General features: G+C 70.9%; 24 protein-coding genes. 12 read left to right on the forward strand and 12 right to left on the reverse strand.

Annotated elements, in window-relative coordinates; genetic code table 11:
- Positions 1-30 precede the first annotated feature (30 nt).
- Positions 31-1,050: an inner membrane protein YhjD gene (gene yhjD, locus CLV43_RS12505; protein WP_106187258.1), complete on the forward strand. Its 1,020-nt coding sequence runs from the start codon at positions 31-33 to the stop codon at positions 1,048-1,050.
- On the opposite strand, the gene CLV43_RS12510 is transcribed toward yhjD, so the two are convergent.
- Both CLV43_RS12510 and CLV43_RS12515 read right to left on the reverse strand, forming a co-directional pair.
- Positions 1,019-1,366, reverse strand: coding sequence for a hypothetical protein (locus CLV43_RS12510; protein ID WP_106187259.1), 348 nt, complete (start codon positions 1,364-1,366; stop codon positions 1,019-1,021). The genes yhjD and CLV43_RS12510 overlap by 32 nt on opposite strands.
- 4 nt (positions 1,367-1,370) lie before the next feature.
- Positions 1,371-1,622: an SCO4848 family membrane protein gene (locus CLV43_RS12515; protein WP_106187260.1), complete on the reverse strand. Its 252-nt coding sequence runs from the start codon at positions 1,620-1,622 to the stop codon at positions 1,371-1,373.
- 60 nt (positions 1,623-1,682) lie between these two features.
- On the opposite strand from CLV43_RS12515, the gene CLV43_RS12520 reads away from it, so the two are divergent.
- Positions 1,683-3,002 (forward strand): D-alanyl-D-alanine carboxypeptidase family protein, encoded by a 1,320-nt coding sequence (locus CLV43_RS12520; RefSeq protein ID WP_245886361.1) that lies wholly within the window; start codon positions 1,683-1,685, stop codon positions 3,000-3,002.
- Between the two features lie 104 nt (positions 3,003-3,106).
- On the opposite strand, the gene CLV43_RS12525 is transcribed toward CLV43_RS12520, so the two are convergent.
- On the reverse strand, positions 3,107-4,732 hold the full coding sequence (locus tag CLV43_RS12525) for a discoidin domain-containing protein (protein ID WP_170155816.1): 1,626 nt from the start codon (positions 4,730-4,732) through the stop codon (positions 3,107-3,109).
- Positions 4,733-4,860: 128 nt separating this feature from the next.
- On the opposite strand from CLV43_RS12525, the gene CLV43_RS12530 reads away from it, so the two are divergent.
- On the forward strand, positions 4,861-5,916 hold the full coding sequence (locus tag CLV43_RS12530; RefSeq protein WP_146174750.1) for a helix-turn-helix transcriptional regulator: 1,056 nt from the start codon (positions 4,861-4,863) through the stop codon (positions 5,914-5,916).
- Positions 5,917-6,079: 163 nt separating this feature from the next.
- Here CLV43_RS12530 and CLV43_RS12535 read toward each other — a convergent pair whose 3' ends face one another.
- Genes CLV43_RS12535 through sdhC form a run of 4 tightly spaced genes read right to left on the reverse strand, consistent with a single transcriptional unit; the run spans position 6,080 to position 9,479 of the window.
- Positions 6,080-6,871, reverse strand: a complete 792-nt coding sequence (locus CLV43_RS12535; protein ID WP_106187263.1) for a succinate dehydrogenase iron-sulfur subunit — start codon at positions 6,869-6,871, stop codon at positions 6,080-6,082.
- On the reverse strand, positions 6,871-8,622 hold the full coding sequence (sdhA, locus tag CLV43_RS12540; protein ID WP_106187264.1) for a succinate dehydrogenase flavoprotein subunit: 1,752 nt from the start codon (positions 8,620-8,622) through the stop codon (positions 6,871-6,873). Before sdhA ends, CLV43_RS12535 begins: the two co-directional genes overlap by 1 nt.
- Positions 8,623-8,643: 21 nt before the next feature.
- A complete protein-coding gene (locus CLV43_RS12545) occupies positions 8,644-9,057 on the reverse strand; it encodes a succinate dehydrogenase hydrophobic membrane anchor subunit (RefSeq protein WP_106187265.1) in 414 nt (137 codons plus the stop codon).
- Positions 9,057-9,479: a succinate dehydrogenase, cytochrome b556 subunit gene (gene sdhC, locus CLV43_RS12550; protein ID WP_106187266.1), complete on the reverse strand. Its 423-nt coding sequence runs from the start codon at positions 9,477-9,479 to the stop codon at positions 9,057-9,059. The genes CLV43_RS12545 and sdhC overlap by 1 nt, the downstream gene beginning before the upstream one ends.
- Before the next feature lie 597 nt (positions 9,480-10,076).
- Here sdhC and CLV43_RS12555 point away from each other — a divergent pair.
- The 7 genes from CLV43_RS12555 to CLV43_RS12585 all read left to right on the forward strand — a co-directional run bounded on the left by CLV43_RS12555 (position 10,077) and on the right by CLV43_RS12585 (position 18,688).
- Positions 10,077-11,222: a BMP family lipoprotein gene (locus CLV43_RS12555; protein ID WP_106187267.1), complete on the forward strand. Its 1,146-nt coding sequence runs from the start codon at positions 10,077-10,079 to the stop codon at positions 11,220-11,222.
- A gap of 77 nt (positions 11,223-11,299) precedes the next feature.
- Positions 11,300-12,922, forward strand: coding sequence for an ABC transporter ATP-binding protein (locus CLV43_RS12560; protein ID WP_106187268.1), 1,623 nt, complete (start codon positions 11,300-11,302; stop codon positions 12,920-12,922).
- On the forward strand, positions 12,922-14,004 hold the full coding sequence (locus tag CLV43_RS12565) for an ABC transporter permease (protein ID WP_106187269.1): 1,083 nt from the start codon (positions 12,922-12,924) through the stop codon (positions 14,002-14,004). Before CLV43_RS12560 ends, CLV43_RS12565 begins: the two co-directional genes overlap by 1 nt.
- A complete protein-coding gene (locus CLV43_RS12570) occupies positions 14,001-15,254 on the forward strand; it encodes an ABC transporter permease (protein ID WP_245886363.1) in 1,254 nt (417 codons plus the stop codon). Before CLV43_RS12565 ends, CLV43_RS12570 begins: the two co-directional genes overlap by 4 nt.
- On the forward strand, positions 15,247-15,636 hold the full coding sequence (locus CLV43_RS12575) for a cytidine deaminase (RefSeq protein ID WP_106187270.1): 390 nt from the start codon (positions 15,247-15,249) through the stop codon (positions 15,634-15,636). Before CLV43_RS12570 ends, CLV43_RS12575 begins: the two co-directional genes overlap by 8 nt.
- A 2-nt stretch (positions 15,637-15,638) precedes the next feature.
- A complete protein-coding gene (locus CLV43_RS12580; protein ID WP_106187271.1) occupies positions 15,639-16,907 on the forward strand; it encodes a thymidine phosphorylase in 1,269 nt (422 codons plus the stop codon).
- An 11-nt stretch (positions 16,908-16,918) separates the two neighbouring features.
- Positions 16,919-18,688, forward strand: coding sequence for a tetratricopeptide repeat protein (locus tag CLV43_RS12585; protein WP_106187272.1), 1,770 nt, complete (start codon positions 16,919-16,921; stop codon positions 18,686-18,688).
- 524 nt (positions 18,689-19,212) lie between these two features.
- On the opposite strand, the gene CLV43_RS12590 is transcribed toward CLV43_RS12585, so the two are convergent.
- Positions 19,213-20,406: a hypothetical protein gene (locus CLV43_RS12590; protein WP_425445750.1), complete on the reverse strand. Its 1,194-nt coding sequence runs from the start codon at positions 20,404-20,406 to the stop codon at positions 19,213-19,215.
- 414 nt (positions 20,407-20,820) lie between these two features.
- Here CLV43_RS12590 and CLV43_RS12595 point away from each other — a divergent pair, with 414 nt between their 5' ends.
- A complete protein-coding gene (locus tag CLV43_RS12595; protein WP_106187274.1) occupies positions 20,821-21,906 on the forward strand; it encodes an adenosine deaminase in 1,086 nt (361 codons plus the stop codon).
- Between the two features lie 59 nt (positions 21,907-21,965).
- Here CLV43_RS12595 and CLV43_RS12600 read toward each other — a convergent pair whose 3' ends face one another.
- From CLV43_RS12600 to CLV43_RS12610, 3 genes are read right to left on the reverse strand one after another with little or no spacing between them, the layout of a single operon-like run.
- Positions 21,966-23,177: a primosomal protein gene (locus CLV43_RS12600; protein WP_106187275.1), complete on the reverse strand. Its 1,212-nt coding sequence runs from the start codon at positions 23,175-23,177 to the stop codon at positions 21,966-21,968.
- 56 nt (positions 23,178-23,233) lie between these two features.
- Positions 23,234-23,866 (reverse strand): YbaB/EbfC family nucleoid-associated protein, encoded by a 633-nt coding sequence (locus CLV43_RS12605; RefSeq protein ID WP_106187276.1) that lies wholly within the window; start codon positions 23,864-23,866, stop codon positions 23,234-23,236.
- 25 nt (positions 23,867-23,891) lie between these two features.
- On the reverse strand, positions 23,892-24,257 hold the full coding sequence (locus CLV43_RS12610) for a hypothetical protein (RefSeq protein ID WP_245886365.1): 366 nt from the start codon (positions 24,255-24,257) through the stop codon (positions 23,892-23,894).
- A gap of 54 nt (positions 24,258-24,311) precedes the next feature.
- On the opposite strand from CLV43_RS12610, the gene CLV43_RS12615 reads away from it, so the two are divergent.
- Positions 24,312-24,641 carry a YnfA family protein gene (locus tag CLV43_RS12615; RefSeq protein ID WP_106187277.1) on the forward strand — a complete coding sequence of 110 codons (330 nt, stop codon included), beginning with the start codon at positions 24,312-24,314 and terminating at the stop codon, positions 24,639-24,641.
- Here CLV43_RS12615 and CLV43_RS12620 read toward each other — a convergent pair whose 3' ends face one another.
- Positions 24,642-25,850, reverse strand: a complete 1,209-nt coding sequence (locus CLV43_RS12620) for a C40 family peptidase (protein ID WP_245886368.1) — start codon at positions 25,848-25,850, stop codon at positions 24,642-24,644.
- Positions 25,851-25,856 lie beyond the last annotated feature (6 nt).

Raw genomic sequence — 25,856 nt, forward strand, 5'->3', positions numbered from 1 at the left:
GGGAGCCGTCGCGCTGGGTAACGTCCATCCGTGGCGGAAAGCGAATCGAAGCTCGACAAACTCCGACGTGAGCACGCGTGGCTGGACCACATCGTGCGCGCGGCCGACAGGTACACCCAGAGTTACGGCTCGCACTACGCCGCCGCCGTGACGTACTTCAGCGTGCTGTCGCTGGTGCCGATCCTGATGATCGCGTTCGCCGTCGCCGGCATCGTGCTGTCCTCGCAGCCGGACCTGCTGGACCAGCTGAAGGCGAGCATCGCGGACGCGGTGCCGGGAGCGCTGGGCGACACGATCAACAAGGTCGTGAACCAGGCGATCGACTCCAAGGGGACGGTCGGCATCCTGGGTCTGCTCGGCGCCGCCTACTCCGGCCTCGGCTGGATGGGGAACCTGCGGGACGCGCTGACCGCGCAGTGGGGCCACCCGAAGGCGGATCTGCCGTTCCTGAAGACGTACCTGAAGGACTTCCTGGCGCTGCTGGGCCTCGGTGCGGCGCTGATCGTGTCGTTCGGCCTGACGGCGGCGGGCTCCGGGTTCGCGAACCTGCTGCTGCGGCTGGTCGGCCTGGACGGCGTCGGGTGGGCCGAGGCGCTGCTGAAGGTCGGCACGATCGTGCTGGCGCTGGCGGCGAACTGGCTGGTGTTCCTGTGGGTGCTGGCGAAGCTGCCGCGCGACCCGGTCACGTGGCGCAGCGCCTTCCGCGGCGCGCTGGCCGCGTCGATCGGCTTCGAGATCCTCAAGCAGGTCGCCACGATCTACCTGTCCAGCGTCACCAGCTCACCGGCGGGCGCGGCGTTCGGCCCGGTCATCGGTGTGCTGGTGTTCGCGAACCTGGTGGCGCAGTTCCTGCTGTTCATCACGGCCTGGACGGCGACGGCGCGGGACAACCTGCCCAAGGAGCCGGTTCCCGCGCCGCCGCCCGCGCTCATCAGGCCGCTCGTCCAGGTGCGCTCCGGCCCCACGCCCCGCGCCGCGGCCGGGCTCGTCGGCGCGGGACTGCTGGCCGGGTTGGCGTTCAGGTCCAGAAAACCGCGACTCCCACGTTGAGCACGACCAGTCCGGCCAACGCCCGCGGTGCCCACGACGGTGCCGCGGGCTTGCGCACGTAGACGAACGCCAGACCCAGGATCACCACGAGCACGAGCAGCTTCACGCCGATCTTGACGTGGTTGTAGTCCTTGTCGGTGAGCGGGGACAGCGCGACGAGCGCCAACCCGGTCAGCAGCTGCAGAGCGCCGCCGTGCAGCCAGCCTTTGTTCAGCGGCGCGTCGGACCCCGCGCGGAGCTGCAGGAAGAACATCGCGACGAGCATGCCCATGCCGAGCAGGTGCAGGAACACCAGCAACAGGCGCACGAATTCCACGGAACTAGTCTCCAGACGTGGTGGTGGAGGGTTGCTTGCGCAGGGCCAGCAGACCGCGCAGGCCCAGCACGCCGATGGCGGTGCCGAACGTGAGCGACGCCACGACCAGCACCAGGTGCACGGTGAAGAACGCGGTGGCGCCGTCGTGCCAGGAACGGGGGTCCTTCCAGATGTTGCGCAGGAAGGTCGGCCAGATCACCCACGACCACACCCCGAAGGCGACCAGGAACAGCGACATCGCACGGGTGAGCTTCACCCGAGCAGTATCCGACGTGGTGGGTGCGCGTCGCTCGACCGGGGTGGATAGCCTGGTCGGGTGCCTTCCACCGTTCGACGGCCCGTCATAGCCCTGGTTCTGACCGCGTGCACGCTGATGGCCACCGCGGCACTGGCCGCGCCGACCGGCACCGCGCAGTCCGCTCGGACGCAGGCGTCACCGTGCGACAACCGGCTCAGCCCACCGCCACCGGTGGACACGTCGGAGCAGGTCCCGGACGGCACGAAGCCGCCGAGCCCGCTGCCGGTGCCGGAGACGCCCGTCGGCGGCGACCGCCTCGCGGAGTGCGGTCTGGTGCTGCCGCCGAACGCCAAACCGCTGCCCGACGACCTGACCGCAGCGAGCTGGGTGCTGGCGGACATGGACAGCGGCGCGGTGCTCGCCTCGTTCGACCCGCACGGCAGGCAGCGGCCCGCGTCGGTGATGAAGGTGCTGCTGGCCATGGTGGTGGCCAAGGAGCTGCCGCTGGACACGACCGTCGTCGCGACCCAGGAGGACCTGGACCAGGAGTGCTCCTGCATCGGCCTGCGCAACGGCGGCGAGTACACCGTCGAGCAGCTCATGCAGGCCCTGCTGATGGCGTCGGGCAACGACGTGGCGCACGCGCTCGCGCGCAGGCTGGGCGGTGTGCCCAGCGCGGTCCGCAAGATGAACGCGCTGGCCGCTGAGCTGGGCGCCCTCGACACCCGTGCGATCACCCCGTCCGGCCTGGACGCTCCCGGCACGAGCACCTCCGCCTACGACGTGGCGGTGATCTTCCGCGCGGCGATGAAGTACCCGGAGTTCGCCAAGGCGATCCAGACCCCGCAGATCAGCTTCCCCGCGCCCGGCGGCCGGGGGACGGTGCCGGTGGTCAACGACAACCAGCTGCTCGGGTCGTACGAGGGGCTGCTGGGCGGGCGCACCGGGTTCACCGACGACGCCCTGCACACCTACGTGGGCGCCGCGGAGCGCAACGGCAAGCGGCTGGTGGTCGCGCTGCTGCGCGGGCAGCAGCAGCCGGTGCCGATCACCGACCAGGCCGTGGCCCTGCTCGACTACGGGTTCGCGCTCCAGGGGAGCGACAACGTCGGCAAGCTGGTCGACGGGGCGCCCCAGACCAAGAAGAAGCCGACCGAGGCGAAGCCGACGGAGACCAGCGCTCCGGGTGTGCCGAACGGCAACGCGTCCACCAAGGCGCAGGGGAACAAGTCCGCGATGGAGGCGGCGTTCGGCAACGTCGGGCTGCCGATCACGGTCGTCGCGGGCATCGGTGTCCTGCTGGGCCTGCTGATGTACCTGCGCGGCCGCCGCGCCAAGGCCGCGCGCGCCCGGCGCGACGCCGAGCAGCAGGAGAAGCTGGCGAAGCTCGGCCTGTAGGTCCTTGCGGCGCAAGCGATCCGCGACACGGGGAAGCCCCCACCCGGAACTGTCCGGGTGGGGGCTTCCTGGTGTCGGCGACGGGATGGCGGGAGCCACCCCGGTCAGGTCGCGTAGACCTCCAGCTCGTTCACCCGCACGAAGCCCGGTTGGTTGGTGGGCCCGCTGCGCGCCAGCACCCGGACCAGCCGGGTCGAGCGGGAGTCGAACGTCACGGTGGCGCTGGGGCTGGTGTTGCCCCGCACCGAGGCCACGGTCAGGTACGTCACCCCGTTCCACACCTGGACGTCGAAGTCGCGGATCGGGTAGCTCGCGGTCGTGTAGACCACCGCCCGCCGCACGGTCTTGGTGACCCCGAAGTCGACCTGCACCCACTCGGGTGTGGTGGGCGGGAAGGTGCCCGCGGCGTTGGCCCAGCTGTAGGCCGCGCCGAGGGTGGTGTCGCGCTTGCAGTCGTTCACCCTGGACGCCGAGTACCCGGTGTAGGTGCTGGACGCGGAGGCCGTGGACCCGCAGGCGAGGTTGTCGTTGCCGGTCCCGCCCTCACCGCCCTGGGTGCACACGTTCATCTCGACGGACCCGGTGCTGTACAGCGTGCTGGTGGGCTCGTCGAACATGACCACGACGTTGCCCGCGTCGTCGTCCCGCGCCGACCACTTGACGTTCACGCCGAGGTCCACGCCGTAGATCGGGATCTTCACGCTGAAGGTGATCTCCGGTCCGCCGTCCTCCTCGAACCACTGGTAGGCCAGCACGTCACCCCACGCCGCCCGGTCCCACGTCGTCACGAACAGGTCCGAGCTCTGCCAGGACTCGATGTTCTTCTTCTTGACGCTGGGGAACACGATCTTGCGCATGGTCGCCCCGGCCGAGGTGATCACCAGCGCGCGCATCTCGCGCTTGCCCTCGAAGAGGCCGCCGAACGACCTCTTGTCCTTGAGCCGCCACCGCTGGAGGTACTCCTGGCCCTTGTTGTTGCGCACACCGGTCGGGTTGCACGTCACGCCGGCGGCGGACACCTCGTCGATCGGCTTGGCGTACAGCGTGGGCACGCTGCTGGTGCCCCCGCCCCCGTTGTCCGGGGCGGGCTCGGCCGCCGACAGCACCCACACCTCCTGCGTGGCCGCGACCGCCTCGGTGACCGGCGCCGTCGTGTTCACCACCTGCCCGGAGGCGTTGAGCACGTAGCCCGCGGTGCTCTCCGCGCTCTCGTCGGCGGGCGCCACGGCGACCACGACGGTGCTGCCGGTCGGCAGGCCCTCGTCCAGGTTGGGGATGTAGATCTGCGGGAAGTAGGTGTAGCCGTTGATGATCCCCAACGAGGGCAGCGCGTTCTTGAACGCGACCCACTTCGGGTCGGAGGTGTTGACGATCCCGGACTCCTCGGCCTCCTGCCACACGGTCAGCAGCATGGCGTCGGTGTCGCCGCCGGTCTGCCTGGAGGCGATGTTGCGCACCAGCGCCCTGATCTGGCTGTCGGCCGCGATCCCGAGCACCGGGGCGACGAGCGCCTGCATCCGTTGCGAGATCAGGATGTCGTCGTTGGTGGGTGCGACGGAGTTGGTCGTAGGCGCGGACTTGGCCGTCGGCGCCGACTGGGACGATGGGGTGGCGGAGTCCTTCTCCGGTGCGGCGGCGGATGCCTGGCCGGTGATGGCGGAGCACAGGAGCAGCGCGCTGACCAGCGCCGCCACCCCTCTGCGGCCGGGCATGCGGGATGAGTGCTTCATCGGTTCCCTTCGCAGGATGAGTAAGCGCTTTCCGCCTTGTGCGGCAAGCGCTCGCGGAGCGCGGGAGTCGCTCCGGGCAGGGGGATCTCCGCTGTCGCGGAGGGGTGCGCGGTCAGTACGCTTCAGGCGTGGTCGCGCGGCGGGATGTGGAACGCAGGACGTTGGGGGAGCTGGACGAGGTGCTCCGCTCCAGGCCTCCGGCGGAGGACCTGTTCCGGGAGAGCGGACTCGTGCTGGCGGCGGCGCTCGGGTTCGACGCGGTGTGCTGGCACCTCAACGACCCGGTCACCGGGCTGGTGAGCACGGTGCAGTCCGACGAGCTGGACCTGCGCGGGTTCGAGCTGGCCATCGAGCTGGCGACGGCGTTCGACGACGTGACGACGTTCGACAAGATCCGCGGGTCCGGCGAGCTCGCGGACACGATCAGCCGGGCCACCGGCGGCAGGCCGCAGGTCAGCGTCAGGTACCGGGAGCAGCTGCGGCCGCTGGGCTACGGCGACGAGATGCGGGCGAACTTCGACGCGCAGGGCGGCATGTGGGGCTGCGCGGCGTTCATGCGGGACGGGGGTCGCGGCTACTTCCGGCCGGAGGAGCTGCGGCTGGCCCGCGTCGTCTCCCGGCGCATCGGGGTGGCGCTGCGGGACCTGCACGTGCCCGACGAACGGCTCGACGCGCGGCACATCGCCCTGCCCGCGGTGGCGGTGCTGGGGCCGGACAACGCGCTGGTGGCCGCCGACGAGGCGGCCGAGGCCGTGATCGCCGACCTGACCGCGGGCGCCACCGTGCGCGGTGCGCCCGCGCCGTTCCGCGTGATCGCCCACCGGGCCCGCCAGGGGCTGCCCGCCAAGACCAGGGTCCGCACCGGCGCGGGTACCTGGCTGGTGGCCCACGCCTCGCTGCTGGAGCGGCGCGCCGACGGCCCGGTCGCGGTGGTCGTCGCCGAGGCCACGCCGTCCGAGCTGGTCCCGGTGGTGCTGGTGTCCTACGGGCTGACCACCAGGGAGCAGGAGGTCGCGCTGCACGCGGTGCGCGGCAGCACCACCGCCGAGATCGCCCGTTTGCTGGGCATGGCACCGGTCACCGTGCAGGACCACCTGAAGTCCATCTTCGACAAGACCGGCACCCGCAGCCGCCGCGAGCTCGTCGCGCACCTCGTCGTCGCCAACCTCGCCGAGCACCGGTAACCGCATGTCCCGCCCCCGAGAAGAGCCGTTATGTGAGTTCGGCTCAACTTAACGAGGGGGTCGTGCGGGTCGATATCCCAACATTCTGGGGGGTGTCCGGTACGCCTCGGGAACGACGAGGCCCCCGCCCGGAACGTCCGGACGGGGGCCTCGTCGTCAGCGGTCAGACGCGCTTGAACAGCAGCGCGCGCTTGACCTCCTGGATCGCCTTGGTCACCTGGATGCCGCGGGGGCAGGCGTCGGTGCAGTTGAAGGTCGTGCGGCAGCGCCACACGCCCTCCTTGTCGCTGAGGATGTCGAGCCGCTCCTCGGCGCCCTCGTCGCGGCTGTCGAAGATGAACCGGTGCGCGTTGACGATCGCGGCGGGCCCGAAGTAGGAGCCGTCGGTCCAGTACACCGGGCACGAGGTCGTGCAGCAGGCGCACAGGATGCACTTGGTGGTGTCGTCGAAGCGCTCGCGGTCGGCCGCGGACTGCAGCCGTTCGCGGGTCGGCTCGGGGCTGTAGTTGATGAGGTACGGCTGGACCGCGCGGAACGCCTCGAAGAACGGTTCCATGTCGACCAGCAGGTCCTTGTGCACCGGCAGGCCCTTGATGGGCTCGATGGTGATCGTCGTCGGCTTGCCGCCCGCGGACAGCAGGTCCTTCAGCAGCACCTTGCACGCCAGGCGGTTCACGCCGTTGATGCGCATCGCGTCCGAGCCGCAGATGCCGTGCGCGCAGGACCGGCGGAACGTCAGCGTGCCGTCCAGGTACCACTTCACGTAGTGCAGCAGGTTCAGCACGCGGTCCGACGGCAGGGCCGGGATCTCGAAGGAGTCCCAGCGCGGCTCGTCGTCGAACTCCGTGTTGAACCGGCGGATCTTGACGGTCACCGTGATGGCGCCCTCGGGGACCGGCGGCTCCGAGCCCTTCGAGCCCGAGGAGGAAGTCTGTTCAGCAGTAGAGGCGGTCATCAGTACTTGCGCTCCATCGGCTGGTACCGGGTAAAGGTCACGGGCTTGTAGTCAAGCCGGATGTCGGCGCTGAGCGCCTCGCCCTGCTTGTAGTACATGCTGTGGCGCATGAAGTTCGTGTCGTCGCGGGTCGGGTAGTCCTCGCGGGCGTGACCGCCGCGCGACTCCTTCCGCGCCAGCGCGCCCACGACCAGCACCTCGGCCAGCTCCAGCAGGAAGCCCAGCTCGACGGCCTCGAGCAGGTCCGTGTTGAACCGCTTGCCCTTGTCCTGCACGGTGATCCGCGCGTAGCGCTCCTTGAGCGCCTGCACGTCGTGCAGCGCCTGCTTCAACGTGTCCTCGGTGCGGTACACCGAAGCGTTGGCGTCCATGGTGGCCTGCAACGCGATCCGGATGTCCGCGACCCGCTCGTGGCCGTGCTCGGACAGCACCAGCGCCACCTGGGCCTCGACCACGGCGGCCGGGTTCTCCGGCAGGTCGACGTGGTCGTGCGCCAGCGCGTACTCGGCGGCGGCGATGCCCGCGCGGCGGCCGAACACGTTGATGTCCAGCAGGGAGTTCGTGCCCAGGCGGTTCGCGCCGTGCACCGAGACGCACGCGCACTCGCCCGCCGCGTACAGGCCGGGGACGACGTGGTCGTTGTCCCGCAGCACTTCCCCGTGGACGTTGGTCGGGATGCCGCCCATGGCGTAGTGCGCCGTCGGGTACACCGGGACCGGCTCGGTCACCGGGTCGACCGCGAGGTAGGTGCGGGCGAACTCGGTGATGTCGGGGAGCTTCGTCTCCAGCACCTCGGCGCCCAGGTGCGTGCAGTCCAGCAGCACGTAGTCCTTGTTCGGACCGGCGCCGCGTCCCTCGAGGACCTCCAGCGCCATCGAGCGGGCGACGATGTCGCGCGGCGCCAGGTCCTTGATGGTCGGCGCGTACCGCTCCATGAACCGCTCGCCGTCGGCGTTGCGCAGGATCGCGCCCTCGCCGCGGGCGCCCTCGGTGAGCAGGATCCCCAGGCCCGCCAGGCCGGTCGGGTGGAACTGGTAGAACTCCATGTCCTCCAGCGGCAGGCCCTTGCGGAACACGATGCCCATGCCGTCGCCGGTCAGGGTGTGCGCGTTCGAGGTGGTCTTGAAGACCTTGCCGAAGCCGCCGGTCGCGAAGATGACGGACTTGGCGTGGAACACGTGGATCTCGCCGGTCGCGAGCTCGTAGGCCACCGCGCCGGTGCACACCGGGCCGTCGGCCGTCTCGGTCATGCAGATGTCGAGCACGTAGAACTCGTTGAAGAACTCGATGCCGTGCTTGACGCAGTTCTGGTACAGCGTCTGGAGGATCATGTGACCGGTGCGGTCGGCCGCGTAGCAGGCCCGGCGCACGGCGGCCTCGCCGTGGTTGCGGGTGTGCCCGCCGAAGCGCCGCTGGTCGATCTTGCCCTCGGGCGTCCGGTTGAACGGCAGGCCCATCTTCTCCAGGTCGAGGACCGCGTCGATGGCCTCCTTCGCCATGATCTCGGCGGCGTCCTGGTCGACCAGGTAGTCACCGCCCTTGATCGTGTCGAAGGTGTGCCACTCCCAGTTGTCCTCCTCGACGTTGGCCAGCGCGGCGCACATGCCGCCCTGCGCCGCGCCGGTGTGCGACCGGGTCGGGTACAGCTTCGTCAGCACCGCGGTGCGGGCTCGCTGACCGGACTCGATCGCCGCGCGCATACCCGCGCCACCCGCACCGATGATCACTACGTCGTACTTGTGGAACTGCATTTCACGTTCTCCCGCAGCGGTTCAGTCGGTGATGTTCGGGTCGAAGGTGAAGATCACGAACGTGCCGAGGGAGATGATCAACACCATCGAGACGTAGAGGAGGATCTTCAGCCAGAACCGGGTGGCGTCCTTGCGGGCGTAGTCGTTGATCACCGTGCGGAGGCCGTTGCCGCCGTGGATCTGGGCCAGCCACAGCATCGCCAGGTCCCACATCTGCCAGAACGGCGACGCCCAGCGGCCGGCGACGAAGCCGAAGTTGATGCGGTGCACGCCGCCGTCGAGGATGTTCATGATGAACAGGTGGCCGAGCACCAGCACCACGAGCGCCATGCCCGAGATGCGCATGAACAGCCAGCTGTAGAGCTCGAAGTTGCTGCGGCGGGCGGCGGGCCTGCGCGGCGCGCGGGGCTTGGCCAGGCCGAGTGCGTTCGTCATCACTTGCCCCCGAACAGGTCGGACAGCGTCCGCTCGAGCATGAAGTAGGCGCCGGGCACCATCACGACGACCCACACGGCCAGCGTGGTCCAGAGCATGGCGCGCTGGAAGCGCGGGCCCTTCTCCCAGAAGTCGACCAGCATGATCCGGATGCCGTTGAGCGCGTGGAACAGCACCGCGCCGACGAGCCCGAGCTCCATCAGGTTGACGACCGGGTTCTTGTAGACCTCGATCACGCTGTCGTACGTCTGCGGCGACACGCGCACGAGCGCGGTGTCGATCACGTGGGCGAAGAGGAAGAAGAAGGTCAGGACGCCGGTGATGCGATGGGCGACCCAAGACCACATGCCCAGATCGCCGCGGTACAGCGTGCCGCCCCCTCGGGAGGTGCCCTCCCGCTCGGTCGCGGTGGTACTGGCCATGCGCTGCGGCCTCCAACGTCGGTGGTGGACTGGTCCCTAGTGCGGCGATCGCGATTTCCCGCCGGGCTAGTGCTCAACTATTGAGGAGGACCTTGACCATCGGATGCTAGACCCGCGCACACGAACAGACCCAACGGCCGGACCCGCTCTGTGATCGATGGAACACGCAGTCGTTCTTCTGGGTGACCTGGATCGATCCGCCGGGTCGCGCACGTCACGAAAGGGTCTCCGCCGGCCCCTCGGACGGGAGGAGGGCCGGAGCCCCGCCAGGCCCCGACCCTCCCAAGTGGCGTGTGCACCCGCCACCGGACACACGCACGGCGGTCCGTCCGGGTTCGCCGGGATTTCCACAGATGACAATCCGGAAATCGCCCCGACCCCCGTTCCGGACACCTCCCGGCCACACCCCGACACCGGCGCGTCACGTCGAGTGGCGAACGATGTCGATCGCATCAACGATTAGGTCACGTGCGAGCCGGTGTACGTCCGATGGCCGTTACCAGGGGGTACGGTTCGCCACTCGGAAGGCCCGACGGCGTCGTTGTCGGGAATGTCTGCTCAGTGAGCAGGGAGGGAGACGTAGCCGTGCGTCGTCGTATGCGGGGCATCGCGGTTGCCGCGATCGCGCTGACCAGCGTCATGTCGATGGCAGCGTGTGCCAAGGACTCTGGCGGCACCAGCAACAACGCGGGGTCCAGCGGGACCGCCGCGAGTGGCTGCAAGCTGGCCGACAAGCCTCCGGCCGCCGCCGCGAGCAGCAGCACGGCCGGTGACGGCACCAAGGTGGACGGCAGCGCCCTCAAGGTCGGCCTGGCCTACGACATCGGTGGCCGTGGCGACGCGTCGTTCAACGACTCCGCCGCCGCCGGTCTGGACAAGGCCAAGACGGACCTGGGCCTCAAGGCCGACGCCGTCAAGGAGCTGACCGCGGCCCCGAACGAGGCCGAGGACGCCAAGCAGACCCGTCTGCGCCAGCTCGCGACCGAGGGCTACAACCCGATCGTGGCCGTGGGCTTCGCCTACGCCGAGTCGCTGAAGGTCGTCGCGCCGCAGTTCCCGGACGTCAAGTTCGCGATCGTGGACGGTGCCGTGGACGGCGCCACCAACGTGACCCCGCTGGTGTTCGCGGAGGAGCAGGGCTCGTTCCTCGTCGGCGTCATCGCCGCCTACCAGAGCAAGGCCTGCCACGTCGGCTTCGTCGGCGGTGTGGACATCCCGCTGATCCAGAAGTTCGAGGCGGGCTACGCGCAGGGCGCGAAGGCCGCGGCTCCGGACATCAAGCTCGAGAAGAAGTACCTCACCCCGGCCGGTGACTTCACCGGGTTCCAGGACCCGGCCAAGGGCCAGGTCGTGGGCCAGGGCCAGGTCGAGGCGGGTGCCGACGTGCTCTACCAGGCCGCGGGCGCCTCGGGCAAGGGCGTCTTCGCCGCCGCCAAGGCAGGCAACGCCAAGGCCATCGGTGTCGACTCCGACCAGTACAACCAGCCCACGGTCGCCGAGTCCAAGGACGTGATCGTCTCGTCCATGCTCAAGCGCGTCGACGTGGCGGTGTTCGACTTCGTCAAGGCCGTCGCGAAGAACGACCTGGCGAGCCTGCCGAAGGTGTTCGACCTCAAGGTCGACGGTGTCGGCTACGCCACCTCCGGTGGCAAGATCGACGCCGACCTGGCCGCCGTCCTCGAGGGCTACAAGGCCCAGATCATCGCGGGCAAGATCACGGTCTCGGACAAGCCGAGCAGCTGACGTCAGACTGCCGGTCGTGCTGGGCCCCGCGAGCGCGTCTCGTGGGGCCCAGCACGTCGTAATGGGAGTTTTCAACGATGAGCAGTTCCACCTCCGCCGACCTGCCAGCGGCCATCGGTGACCCCGAGGGCCCGCCCGCCGTCGTGCTGTCCGGCATCACCAAGCGCTTTCCGGGCGTCGTCGCCAACAGCGACGTCCACCTGAGCGTTCGGGTCGGCGAAGTCCACGCCCTGTGCGGTGAGAACGGCGCGGGCAAGTCCACCCTGATGAAGATCCTCTACGGGATGCAGCAACCCGACGAGGGCACCATCGACGTGGCGGGCGAACGCGTCCACTTCAGAACCCCAGCCGACGCGATCAAGGTCGGGATCGGCATGGTGCACCAGCACTTCATGCTCGCCGACAACCTGACCGTGCAGGAGAACGTCGTGCTCGGCGCCGAGGCGCTGCACGGCATCGGCGGCAAGGCGCGCAAGCGGATCCTGGAGCTCGCGGGCAGAACCGGCCTCAGCGTCGACCCCGGCGTGCTGGTGGAACGGCTCGGCGTCGCGGACCGGCAGCGCGTGGAGATCCTCAAGGTGCTCTACCGGGGCGCCAAGGTGATCATCCTCGACGAGCCGACCGCGGTGCTCGTGCCGCAGGAGGTGGACGAGCTGTTCGCCACCCTGCGCGGCATGCAGGAGCAGGGCTTCACGTTCCTGTTCATCTCGCACAAGCTCGACGAGGTGCGCGCGATCGCCGACTCCGTGACGGTCATCCGGCGCGGCACCACGGTCGGCACCGCCGACCCGAAGGCGGTCAGCTCCCGGCAGCTCGCCGAGATGATGGTCGGCAGCGAGCTGCCCAGCCCGGAGACCAGGGAGTCCACCGTCACCGACCGCGAGGTGCTCCGCGTCGAGGGCCTCGCGCTCGTGGCGCAGGAGGGCACCCGCCCGGTGCTCGACGGCATCGACCTGGTCGTCCGCTCCGGCGAGGTCGTCGGCATCGCGGGCGTCGAGGGCAACGGCCAGACCGAGCTCGTCGAGACGATCATGGGCATGCGCCGGGCGTCGGCCGGGCACGTGGTGCTCGTCGACGCCGAGGGCAACGCCAAGGACCTCGTCAAGCTCGGCACGCTCGCCCGGCGCGAGGCGGGCATCGGGTACGTCCCCGAGGACCGCCACCGCCAGGGCCTGCTGCTCACCCAACCGCTGTGGGCCAACAGGATCCTGGGCTACCAGACCCGCAGGCCCACCGCGAAGGGCGCCTGGCTCGACATCGCGGGCGCCAAGCAGGACACCCAGCGCATCGTCGAGGAGTTCGACGTCCGCACACCGGGCATCGACGTGGCCGCGGCCGCGCTGTCCGGCGGCAACCAGCAGAAGCTGGTCGTCGGCCGCGAGCTGTCCGGCGACCCGGTGCTGCTCATCGCGTCGCACCCGACCCGCGGCGTGGACGTCGGCGCGCAGGCGCTGATCTGGGACGAGATCAAGCGCGCGCGGGCCGCGGGCCTGGCCGTGCTGCTGATCTCGGCCGACCTGGACGAGCTGATCGGCCTGTCCGACACCATCAAGGTCATGCTCCGCGGCAGGCTCGTCGCCGACGCGGACCCCAACACCGTCACGCCGGAGGACCTGGGCAGCGCGATGACAGGCGCCGGCAGCACCAGCGACGCGGTGGCCGCGCTGGACACCCCCGTCGACGAGGAAGGCGAGCGCTGATGGGCAAGCTGCGCGGCAACCTGCTCCCGCCCGCCCTGGCGATCCTGTTCTCCGCACTGCTCTGCGGCATCGCGCTGGTCGTCTCCGGGGCGAACCCCCTGAGGGCGTTCGGCGCGATGGTGTCGCAGGTCGGCGAGGGCACGACCGCGGTGGACATCGTCAACAGCACCGGCGTGTACTACATCGCCGCGCTCGCGGTGGCGATCGGGTTCCAGATGAACCTCTTCAACATCGGCGTCGAGGGCCAGTACCGGGTCGCGGCGGTCGTCGCCGCGGTGTTCGGCGGCTCGGTCGCCCTCCCGCCGGGCATCCACGCGCTGGCGATCATCCTGGTCGCCGCCGTCACGGGCGCGCTGTGGGCCGCGATCCCGGCGATCCTCAAGGTGACGCGGGGCGTCAACGAGGTCATCTCCACGATCATGATGAACGGCCTGGCGCTCGGCCTGGCCGCGTACCTGATCCGCGCCGACGTGTTCGGCGAGCTGCGGGGCAACAACATCCGCACCCCGGAGATCCCCTCGTCCGGCTGGGTCCCCGGCATCCCGCTCGGCTCGTCCGGCACGGTCTTCGGCCTGGTGTTCCTGGCCGCGGCGCTGGGCATCGGCTACTGGGTGATGATGAACCGCACCCGCTTCGGCTTCGAGCTGCGGGCCTCGGGCGAGTCGTCCACCGCGGCCGCGGCGGGCGGTGTGAGCGCCAAGAAGATGATCCTGGTCGCGATGCTGCTCTCCGGCGCGATCGCGGGCCTGGTCTCCATGCCGGAGATCCTCGGCCGCGACCACACCTACAACCTGAACTTCCCGGCGGGCATCGGGTTCTCCGGCATCGCCGTCGCGCTGCTCGGCCGCAACCACCCCGGTGGCATCGCGCTGGGCGCGCTGCTGTGGGCGTTCCTGGACAAGTCGGGGCTCGCGTTGGACAACGTGGGCGTGTCGAGGGAGATCGTGACGATCATGCAGGGTGCGATCGTGCTGTCCGTCGTGGTCGCCTACGAGGTCGTCCGCCGCTACGAGCTGGCCGCCGAACAACGGCGGGTCGGCCGACAGCTCGGCACCGTCGAGCCCGTGGGAGGTGCCGCGTGACCGCGTTGGCCGAAGCTCCGCTGACGGTCGTCCCGCCGCAGCGCAAGCGCAAGATCCCCGGTTGGGCGCTCGGCATGATCGGCGTCGCGGGCGCCATCGCGCTGCTGTCCACCACGTCGTACCTGACCGGTGTGCCGCAGCTGACGTCCACCGGCACCATCCAGACCGCCGTCCGGCTCGCGCTGCCGATCCTGCTCGCGGGTCTCGGCGGCCTGTGGGCGGAACGCGCGGGCGTGGTCAACATCGGCCTCGAAGGCATGATGATCATGGGCACGTGGGGTGCGGCCTGGGCCGGCTACCAGTGGGGCCCGTGGGCCGCGCTGATCGCCGCCGCCGTGTTCGGCGCGCTCGGCGGCCTGCTGCACGCGATCGCGACGGTCACGTTCGGCGTCAACCACATCGTCTCCGGTGTGGCGATCAACCTGCTGGGCGCCGGTCTCACCAAGTACCTGTCGACGCTGCTGTTCTTCCCGATCTCGCACAACCCGCGCGAGTCCCCGGCGGTGCCGAAGTTCGACACCTACTCGGCGGGCGGGCTCTCCGACTGGCTCGGGTCGCTGGAGGCCGACCAGCGGGTGGGCATCTCCGACGTCGCGGGCATCCTGCGCGGCCTGGTCACCGGTGTGTCGCCGCTGACGATGCTGGCCGTGGTGTTCGTGGTCGGCAGCTACCTCGTGCTGTGGCGCACCAGGTTCGGCCTGCGGCTGCGCTCGTGCGGCGAGAACCCGACGGCCGCGGAGTCGCTCGGCGTCAACGTGTACCTCTACAAGTACGCCGCCGTCGTGATGTCCGGCGCGCTCGCGGGCGTGGGTGGCGCGGCGCTCGTGCTCAACCCCGGCAACCCCGGCTACCTGGAGGGCCAGACCAACGGCCGCGGCTTCATCGGCCTCGCGGCCATGATCTTCGGCAACTGGCGTCCCGGCGGCCTGCTCGGCGGCGCGGCGCTGTTCGGCTACGCCGACGGCCTGCAGCTGCGCAGCGGCGGCAAGACGTTCCTCGCCCTGATCTACGGCGCGGTGCTGCTGCTCGCGGTCCTCGTGGTCTGGCAGCTGGTCCGCCGCCGCTGGTTCGCCGCGGCCACCGGCATCGTCGCCGCGGGCCTGCTCTACGGCGTCTACTACTCCGTCGACGAGGTGCCGAGCGAGCTCACCGCGTACGCCCCGCACCTGGTGACGCTCGTCGTGCTGGCCGTCGCGTCGCAACGGCTGCGGATGCCCGCGGCCGACGGTGTGGTGTACCGCCGTGGTTGAGGTGGACTGGGCCGCCCTGCGCGACCGTGCCGTCGAGGCCGCGCGGAACGCCTACTGCCCCTACTCGGGTCTGCAGGTCGGCTCGGCCGCGTTGTGCGACGACGGCCGGATCGTGGTGGGCTGCAACGTGGAGAACGCCGCCTACGGCGTCGCTCTCTGCGCGGAGTGCACGATGGCCGGTCAGCTCCGGCTGACCGGCGGCGGCAGGTTCGTCGCCGTCGCGTGCCGCAGCGGGACGGGTGACCTGCTGATGCCGTGCGGTCGGTGCCGCCAGGTGCTCTACGAGCTCGGCGGCGCGGACTGCCTCGTGGACACCCCGCGGGGCGTGCTGCCGATGAGCGACGTGCTGCCCGACGCGTTCGGACCGGAGGACCTGCCGTGACCATGAGCGCCGTGGACGTCATCAGGGCCAAGCGCGACGGCCACCGGCTCACCGACGAGCAGATCGACTGGGTCGTCGACGCCTACACCCGCGGGGCGGTCGCCGACGAGCAGATGTCCGCGCTCGCCATGGCGATCTTCCTCAACGGCATGGAGTCGGCCGAGACCGCCCGCTGGACCCGCGCGATGGTGCTGTCCGGCGACCGGCTCTCGCTCGACGTGGACCGGCCGACCGTGGACAAGCACTCGACCGGCGGCGTGGGCGACAAGATCACCCTGCCGCTGGCCCCGCTGGTGGCGGCCTGCGGGGCCGCCGTCCCGCAGCTGTCCGGCCGCGGGCTCGGCCACACCGGCGGCACGCTGGACAAGCTGGAGTCCATCCCCGGCTGGCGGGCCCGGCTGTCGCTGGACGAGATCATGGCCCAGCTGTCGTCGGTCGGGGCCGTGGTGTGCGCCGCGACCGAGGGCCTGGCCCCCGCCGACCGCAAGCTGTACGCGCTGCGCGACGTCACCTCCACGGTCGAGGCCGTGCCGCTGATCGCCAGCTCGATCATGAGCAAGAAGATCGCCGAGGGTGCCGAGGCGCTCGTCCTGGACGTGAAGGTCGGCTCCGGCGCGTTCATGAAGACGCTGCCGCAGGCCCGCGAGCTGGCCGCGGCACTGGTTTCCATCGGTGTCGACCACGGGTTGCGGATCAGTGCCATGCTGACCGACATGTCCGTTCCGCTCGGGGTGGCCGTCGGCAACGCCGTCGAGGTCGCCGAGTCCGTCGACGTGCTGCGCGGGGGAGGCCCGGCCGACGTGGTCGAGCTGACCGTGGCGCTGGCCCGCGAGATGCTGTCCCTGGCCGGGATCGACACCGACCCGGCCGAGGTGCTGGCCTCCGGCAAGGCCTACGAGACGTGGGAGCGGATGATCCGCGCCCAGGGCGGCGACCCCGACGCGCCGCTGCCCGTCGGCGGGCACAAGCACGTGGTCACCGCGCCCGAGGACGGGGTGCTGGCGACGCTGGACGCCTACGCCGTCGGCGTCGCGGCGTGGCGGCTGGGTGCCGGTAGGGCCCGCAAGGAGGACCCGGTGCAGGCGGGCGCGGGCGTCCTCTGCCTGGCCAAGCCCGGCGACCGCGTGGAGGCCGGGCAGCCGCTGCTGGAGCTGCGCACCGACACCCCGGACGCCGTCCCGTACGCCCTGGAGGCGTTGGCGGGCGGGTACACCGTCGCCGACTCCGCCGTGACCCCTGGACCCCTGGTGATCGACACCATCCGAGGCTGAACGTGGTCCCCATGAGCACCGAACTGCGCCGTGCCCGCACGGCGTTCCTGAGCGGCTGCGTCGTCCTCGTCCTGGGTGCCGCGGTCGCGGTGTTCGCGGCGGTCGACAAGGCCGTCGCGCTCCCCGTCGGCGCGGTCCCGGTCGCCCTGCTGTTCATGGTGGTCGGGGTGCTGGCCGCCGTGTACGGCAAGCGCGCGGAGTGGGCGGAGAAGAAGGCGAAGGCGGAGCGCGAGTGGCGCACCGCCATCGGACCCCTGCTGCGCCAGTGGCCGCTGCCCGCGGTGCGGCTGACGTCCGATGTGGACTTCGGCGCGACCAGGACCCGGCACACCGAGGGCGCCAACCCGTACGTGCCCCGCGCCGCGGACCGGCCGCTGCGGTACGCGTTGGGGGCGCGGCGGTTCGTGCTGCTGCGCGGGGAGTCCAAGGCGGGCAAGTCGCGGACGCTGGCCGAGGCGGTGCGGCACGCGCACCCCGAGGCCGAGATGGTGCTGCCGCGCGACGCGAAGGCGGTCGCCGAGCTGTCCCGGCTGGAGCCCGCGTTGCCGTTGGGGGACAACGCCGTCGTGCTGCTGGACGACCTGTCGTCGGCGGACCTGGAGCAGCTGACGTCGGCCGTGCTGGACTTCTGGGCCGAACGGGCCGTCCTGGTGGGCACCATCACCACGGCCCGGTTCGAGTCGGTGCTGCGGACGGGTGCCGAGGTCGGGGTGGCCGCACGGGCCGCGCTGGCACGGGCGACCGTGGTGGACCTGCCGTTCGAGCTGTCCGAAGCGGAGCTCGCGGCCGCGCACGAGGACTACCCCGACGAGATCGGGCTGACGGACCGCTCCAGCATCGGCGAGGTGCTGGTGGGCGGTGAGGAGCTGGTCCGCAAGCTGCGCGCCGGACGCCGCGACAGCCCGGCCGGGCAAGCCGTCGCCCGTGCCGCTGTGGACGTGCGGCGGGCCGGGCTGCGACGGCCGGTGACCCCCGCCGAGCTGACCCACCTGTTCCCCAAGTACCTGGAGAGGATCACGGTCGGCGTCGACCCGTCACCGGACCTGTTCGCGGCCGGGATGCTCTGGGCCAGCGCCCCGGTGGCCTCGCAGGTGGCGCTGGTGCGGCGGGTCGGAGCCGGGGTGGAGGCGCTCGACTACGTCGTCGAGGCCGAAGCCGACGCCGAGATGCCCGACTTCCTCGTACCCGACCTCCTGGCGATCACCGGGCCCGCCGACGCGTACGGGATCGCCGACGCGGCCTACGCGGCGGGCAAGGTCGACCTGGCGCGGCAGGGGTTCCGCCGGGCCATGGAGGACCCGGAGTCGTTGGCGGCCGCCGCGTTCTCGCTCGGAGTGGTGCTGGCGGGGTCGGACGACGGAGCCGGGGCGGAACGGGCCTACGGGCAAGCCGTGGAAGCCGGGCACTCGACGTACGCGTACATGGCCCAGGTGAACCTGGGGTTCCTGCTGCTCAACCGCGGGGAGGTCGAAGAGGCGCGGACCGCCTTCCAGGCCGCCGCGGACTCGCGCCCGCTGGAGAGGGGGCCGCGGGCGAGAGTGGGGCTGGGAGAAGTGCTGATGGTGGGGGAGGAGTACGGGGAGGCGGAGAAGCTGTTCCGGCAGGTGCTGGGGACGGAGGATCCGTTCAACCGGGCTATGGCGTTGCACGGGTTGGGGAGGGCTTTGGCGGCGCAGGGGGATGTGGAGGGGGCTCGGGAGGTTTATCGGCGGGCTGTGGATTGTGGGCATCCGGAGATCGCTGCTTGGGCTCGGGGGGCTTTGGGGGAGGGTGGGGTGTGAGGTTTGGGGCCTGCCCGTGGGTGGAGCCTGGTTCTTGTTTGGTTGGTGTCGCTCGCGGCGAGGTCTGGCCCTGTGTTTGTTCCTGGGTTCCTATCCCCGCTAAGCCTGGCCCTGGTTCCGTCGTCCCCACCCCTGGTGAAGCCCGGCCCCCGGCGCGCGATTGTCTCAATGCCTTGCCCATGTTTGTCAAGACGATAAAGCCATCTTGACAAACATGGGCAAGGCAGGAGGGCGCTGTGTATCGGGGGCGGGAGGGGATCTGGCTTCGCCAGCATCAGGCTGCGCCTGACCAGGCATCGGGCTCCGCCCGACCGGGCATCAGGCTTCGCCTGACAGGGCATCCTCGCTGCGCGTCGGACAAGGCCCCAGGCGCTCCGCGCCGGATGCGCGCTGGCGGGCTTCGCCCAATGCGGGTTGGTTGGTCGGTTGGCTTGCTTGGGTGGGTACCTGTTCTTTGTTGTTGCTGATGGCGAAGGGCCCGTCTCCTTGGGGAGGCGGGCCCTTCGTTGTGGTTGTGCTTGCGGTCAGGCGCCTTCGGCGGCCATCTCGTCGTCGTCCATGTGCTCCTTGCCCGGAGGCTTGGGGCCGTTCTTGCGGGTGCGGCGCTGCGGGCGGGGCAGGGCGGTGGGGGGTGGGGGTGGGGTGGGGCTGCCGCCGCCGAGGATGAGTTCGGCGAAGGTGGCCATGGCCTCGTCGAGCTGGCCGCCGATGCGGAGCTCGGACTCCTGGTTGCTCTTGCGGACCAAGGAGGTGAGGGACTCGACGTCGGGGCGGGCGGCGATGGTGTCGCCGACCTTGACCATGCCCTGCTCGACGACACCGGACAGCTCGCCGAGGCGGGCGGTGAAGTCGTCCTCGACGGCGTCGAGGCGGTTGGTCATGGTGTCGAGGCGGGAGGTGACCTGCTCGAGGCGCTGCGCGAGGGCCTCGAGGCGGTCGGTGGCGTCGACTTGGTCGCGGGTCTCCTCGAGAGCGGTGTGGAGCGCCTCGCGGGCCTCGTCGAGCTTGCCGTGGACCGTGTTGCGCGTGTCCGCGAGGGACGAGTGCAGCGAGTCCTTGGTCTCCGTGAGCGAGGCGTGCAGGCCGTCGCGGGTGGAGTTGAGGTTGTCGCGGGTCTCGTCCAGGCGGCCGTGGAGGGCGGACGCGGAGTCGGTGAGCGACTTCTGCAGGCCCTCGCGGGTGCCGTCGAGGTGCTCGTGCACGCCCTCGTCGACCTCGTCGAGACGGCCGCGCAGGGAAGCCTCAAGGGCTTCGATGCGCTCGCGCAGCGGGCCGGTCACGAGACCGGGCAGCTGCTCGGTCTTGCCGTCCTGCTTGTCGAGGTGGCCGTCGAGGTCGTCGATCCGCTTGTGGATGTGGGAGAGCTTGTCCTCAAGCCCGTCCATCCGGCCCGCGACGCCCTCGAAGCGGCCCGCGACACCGTCGAGACGGCCGTCGAGCTGCGCGAACGGCTTGGCGAGCTTGTCGACGAGACCGTCGACGGCCCGGCTGATGCCCTGGACGGCGGTGTCCTGCGCCTCCAGCTTGGACAGCGCCTCGTCCAGCCGCTCGGCCAGCACGCTGACCTCGGTCCGGTCGGGCAGCTCGGACAGACGCTTGCGAACGGAACCCAGCGACTCGAGCGGAGACATCCGCGCGTGGATCTCGTCCAGAGCATCGAAGATCTGCTGCTGTTCGCTCTCACGGATCTCCGCGGCGCGCGTGAGCATGTTGCGCATCCGGTCGAAGGACATCGTGGAGCTGGTGTTCTCGGTCACGGCTGAATGCCTTCGTCCAGGGGAGGGGGAGACTTCCGGGAGCCTATCCAGGTTGGGGGTCGAGTTTGTACCACCCCCCGCCGCGGATCGCCCGGTTCCAGCGGGTGACTACTCCATTGGAGTTAACGCATCCGACACTACTCGGGAGTAGTCAGCGGCGGCTAGACCACCCCTGCACGCGTTTCGCGCCCGTGTGAGTGACTAAAGCCCGATTCCCGATCGCGGACGGTAGCGCATCACGAGTGCGCAACGTCTTGGGGGCACACGACCGGGTTGAATCCCCGGAACTTGCTAACGCGAGATTCGATCATAACGGAGTCAAGATCGTTTGAACGGCCGGTCGCACGGCGTGTCGCCAGGTATAACGTGTCCGCCATGTCGACAACCCCCTCCCCGGAGGCCATCCGCAGCGCGCCCAAGGTGCTGCTGCACGACCACCTCGACGGTGGCCTCCGCCCCCAGACGGTGATCGAGCTCGCCGAGGCGTCCGGCCACCCCGGACTCCCGACCACGGACGCCGCGCAGCTCGGCGACTGGTTCCGCGAGAACGCCGACTCGGGCTCGCTGGTCCGCTACCTCGAGGGCTTCGCGCACACCTGCGGCGTCATGCAGGACGAGGCCGCGCTGGTCCGCGTCGCCGCGGAGGCCGCCGAGGACCTGGCCGCCGACGGCGTGGTGTACGCCGAGATCCGCTACGCCCCCGAGCTGTTCACCGAGCGCGGGCTCGGGCTGGAGCAGATCGTCGAGGCGATCCAGGAGGGCTTCCGGCAGGGCGAGCGCAACGCCGCCGCGGCCGGGAAGAAGATCCGGGTCGGCACGCTGCTGTGCGCCATGCGCCAGAACGACGGCTGGCTGCCCTACGCCGAGCTGGCCGTGAAGTACCGCGACGCGGGTGTGGTCGGCTTCGACATCGCCGGTCCCGAGGCCGGCTTCGAGCCCACCCGAGGCCTGGAGGCGTTCGAGTACCTGCGCAAGGAGAACGCGCACTTCACCATCCACGCGGGCGAGGCCGCGGGCGTGGAGTCGGTGTGGGAGGCCGTGCAGCTCTGCGGCGCCGAGCGCCTGGGCCACGGCGTGCGGATCGTCGAGGACATCAAGTTCGACGGCGACGACGCCGAGCTGGGCCGGGTCGCGAGCTACGTGCGGGACCGGCGCATCGCGCTGGAGGTCGCGCCCACGTCGAACCTGCACACGGGCATCGCGAAGACGATCGCCGAGCACCCGTTCGACAAGCTGTACAAGGCGGGCCTGCGGGTCACCGTGAACACGGACAACCGGCTGATGAGCCAGTGCACCGCGACCGGCGAGAACGCCGCGCTGGTGGAGGCCTTCGGCTACGGCTGGGACGACCTGGAGACGTTCGCGGTCAACGCGATGAAGTCCGCCTTCATCCCGTTCGCCGAGCGCAACGCGATCATCAACGACGTCATCGTGCCCGGCTACGCGGCCCTCAAGGCCTAGTCCCCGACACGGAGAAGGGCCCCGCCGAACGTTCGGCGGGGCCCTTCTCCGTGTCGGGGCTAGTGGATGTTCAGCCGGTCCTCGAACGCGGCGGACAGCGAGCGCCACGCCGTGACCTCGGCCTCGAACGGCGCACCCGGAGCGAGCCGCGTGGGGTCGGGCTTGAGGACGTAGGAGACCAGCCAGCCGAGGCTCTCCGACTTGTTCAGCGCGAGCTTCACGCTGTCGTCGTGGGCCCACTCGGCGGCGTCCTCGAACAGCTCCACCGCGAGGTCGAGCTGGGTCGGGTCGACCGAGTCGGGGCCGTCGGCGATGTCCTCGTCCAGGCCGGTGAGGACGTAGACGTTGTCCGGGTCGACGTCGACCTCCAGGTCGCCGCCGGTCGCCTTGACGACGATCTCGGCGAACGTCGACACCTCGGCGAGGTCGTTGTCCTCGGCCTCGACGAGGAAGCGGGACAGCGCCCTGGGCGAGGTGAAGGCGTCGATGCGGCCCTTGCGGCCGAGGAAGACGGGCTGGTCGTCGAGGTAGCAGCGGAGCGTGTAGTACTCGCCCTGGCCGGTGATGACCTTGATCGGGTCGATGCCGACCTCGGCCCAGAAGCCGGTGGGCTCGACGTCGTCGTCCTCGTCGGCGTCGTCGTCCTCCGCCTCGGCGGCGGCCTGCGCCTCCTGGAGGATCGCGAGCTCCTTCTGGGCGCCCGCGAGCACGTTCTCGTCGACGTCCGGCGTCGTCACCACCGAGTCGATGGCGTCCAGGACGTCGTCCCACTTCTCGGCGATGACCTCGGACAGCTCGGTCCACAGCGCGGTGCCCTCGCGGCCGCTGAACGGCAGCGTGCCCTGCGGCAGCAGCGCGAAGCCCGCCGCGGAGTCGAGCACCTCGTGCACCTTCTCCAGGTCGCACACGTCGGCGAGCGAGCGCACGATCGCGACGACGTCGGCCAGCTCGCCGATCACCCAGGTGTCGGGGTCGTCGGCGACCAGCTCGGGGACGCCGACCAGGTCGAACTGGTGGTTCTCGTCGGGGGAGAGGTCGCCGACCGACAGGGCGGGGACCGAGGACCACGCCGGGTGGTCGGCGAGGTCGTGCTCCTCGACCTTGCGGACGAACGCGGCGAGGTGCGCGGCGTCGGGGAAGGCGTAGAGGTCCTCCTCGTGCCCGAGGAACGCCTCCCACTCCTCACCCTCTTCACGCCACCGGGGCGCCCACAGCGTGACCAGGTCCCCCTGGGTCAGCCCCAGTTCGATAGGGACGATGTCCTGCGCCATCAGACCTCCAGGTCACGCGATGCCGTGCGGATGCGCGACAAAGACTACGGGGTGGATCAACGTCCGGACCCGCCGGTGCCGAACGGGTCCGCGAAGTAGGCGTCCTCATCGTCGTCCACCGGTGGGCGGGGCCCACGGGCGGGCCTCGCGGGTGGTGGCGGCGTTGGTGCGAACGGCCGAACGGCGGGCGGCTCCTGGGCCTCCGGCTCGGGTGGGGCCTGGATGGTCGCGCCGTAGGACGGCTGGTCGTCGACCTGGAACGCGGGCTGGAACGCCGGTTGCACGCCGACGTGGTGCGGGGCTCTGGTGTGCTGCGGCGGCGCGGGGGTCTGCGGCTGCGGGGCGTGCGCGGCGGCGTCGGCGGCGGCCCGGAACGGCGGCGGCCCGGCGAAGCCCTCGAAGGCGATGGCCATGCTGTCTCCCAACGACTTCGCCAGCTCGTTGTACCCGCGCTGCACGGCCGCGTCGGTGGCCAGCCGCGCCGTCTCGACCACGAGGCGGCCCAGCGCGTCCGGGCCGTGCGAGAGCGCGGCGGGGTGCAGCCGCAGCCCGACCAGCTCACCGGTCGCGGTGGCCGTCACGAGCGCGAGGCCGGTCGGGTGCTCGACCGTGCCGGTGGAGTGCGCCAGCACCTCCGCCAGCCGTTCGCTCGCCTGCCTGCGCTGCTCGGCCTGGTCCAGCTCGTTCACCGGAGACCTCCTCCCGTCGGTGTGCTCATCGCGGGTACCGGTCCGGGCTGAAGCCGAGCTCGGTGAGACCGGCGGCGGTACCGGGGTCGACGACGCGCTGGAGCGACTGGTGCAGGCGCGCGCCCGCGTCGCGGCTCGCGCGCCCGGCGACGCGGACGATCTCGGCGGCGAGCGCGTCCGGCCCCATCCGCAGGGCGGCCGGGCTGATCCTGATCTCGGTCGGCGGGGCGCCGGGCGGCGTGACGACGGTGACGGCGCGGTCCGGGGAGGACGCGTGGCCGAACACGGGACCGCCGCGGGTGAGGTGGTCGGTGACCCGCCGCTCGGTCTCGGTCACCCGCTGGTTCGCGCGGTCGATCTCCGCGCCCACCTGGTCGTCCGGATCACTCACGTGCCCACCCCCTTTCGGTCAGTCTGCCGGAACCGGGACCGTTACGTTGGTCGCATGGTCGTGCTGCGGTCGGTTCTGCTGTTCGGGCTCGCGGCCGTCGCCGAGATCGGCGGCGCCTGGCTGGTGTGGCAGGGCGTCCGCGAGCACCGCGGCTGGCTGTGGATCGGTGCCGGGGTGGTCGCGCTCGGCCTGTACGGGTTCGTCGCCACCCTCCAGCCGGACGCGGACTTCGGCCGGATCCTCGCCGCGTACGGCGGGGTGTTCGTCGCCGGGTCGCTGGCCTGGGGCGCGCTCGTCGACGGGTACCGGCCGGACCGGTGGGACGTGACCGGCACCCTCGTCTGCCTCGTCGGCGTCGCGCTGATCATGTACGCCCCGCGCTGATCAACCGGTCGGCCGGTAGAAGCCCATGAAGGCCATGCCGCTGTTGGTCGTGCGCAGGTTGCCGACCTGGACCGGGTCGCCCGCCTCGACGATCTGGCCGTTGCCGATGACCATCGCCACGTGCCCGCTCCACACCACGAGGTCGCCGGGCAGCAGCTGGTCCGGGGGCACCGAGGCGCCCATCGCCTGCGACGACGCGGGCCGCGGCAGGTCGAACCCCGCGCCCGCGTAGGCCCACTGGGTCAGGCCGCTGCAGTCGGTGCCCTGCGGCGGGTTCGCCCCGCCCCACACGTACGGCGTGCCGAGCGCGGACAGCGCGTTGCGGACGGCCTGGGCGGCCTGCTCGTTCGGCGCCTCGGCGCTGCTGCCGTCGGGCAGGTTCACGCCGACGCCGGAGCCGGGCTGGGGCGGGATGGCGACCGGCAGGTGCGGTCCGACGGGTCCTCCGCCGCCACCACCGCCTCCGCCCCCTCCTCCTCCACCGCCGCCGCCTCCACCGGTGCTCCCGCCACCGCCGCCGGTGCTCCCGCCGCCGGACCCGTTGCCGGTGGACGGCGGGGCGGCCGGGGCACTGCCCTGGTCGGTGCTCGCGCTGGACGTGGAGGTCGTGCCCTCGCCGCTCTTCTCGATGCCGATCGGGTCGCCGAGCGCCTTCAGCGCGCCGAGATCGGGATGTTCGAGCCCGTTGAGCTGCGCCACGGCCGCGGTCAGCTGGTCGCGCACCTTCTGCAGCTCGGCGGCGGACTTGCCCTCGTACTCGTGGGCCTTACCGGAGACCATCGCGGCCACCGCGAGCGAGGCGCCCGCCCCGCCGAACACCCCGGCGCCGACGGCCGCGGCCAACCGGGGCGTGGCCCAGCCGATGAACTCGTCGATGAGGCCCTGGATCGCCGTGCGGCCGGTCGTCACGGCCGTGACGGCGCTGGTGGTCGCGGTCTGCGCGGTCGTGCAGTTGCGCGCCATCAGCTGCATGCCGCCCGACAGCGCGGCGACCCGCGACTGGAACGTGGTGGCCTTGTCGCCGTACCAGGTGCCGAGCACCGCGTTGGCGGCACCGGTGTGCCTGCCGTCGATGTCGGCCAGCGCCGTGCCCGCCTTGGTGAACGCGTCACCCGCCCGCGTCGCGCCACCGGTGTCGCCTTCGAGCTTGGCGAGGTGGTCCCGCATCGGCTGGACCAGTGAGGAGATGAAACCCGCGACGTCGACCACGAAACC

The organism is Umezawaea tangerina, assembly GCF_003002815.1.
Lineage (GTDB): Bacteria > Actinomycetota > Actinomycetes > Mycobacteriales > Pseudonocardiaceae > Umezawaea > Umezawaea tangerina.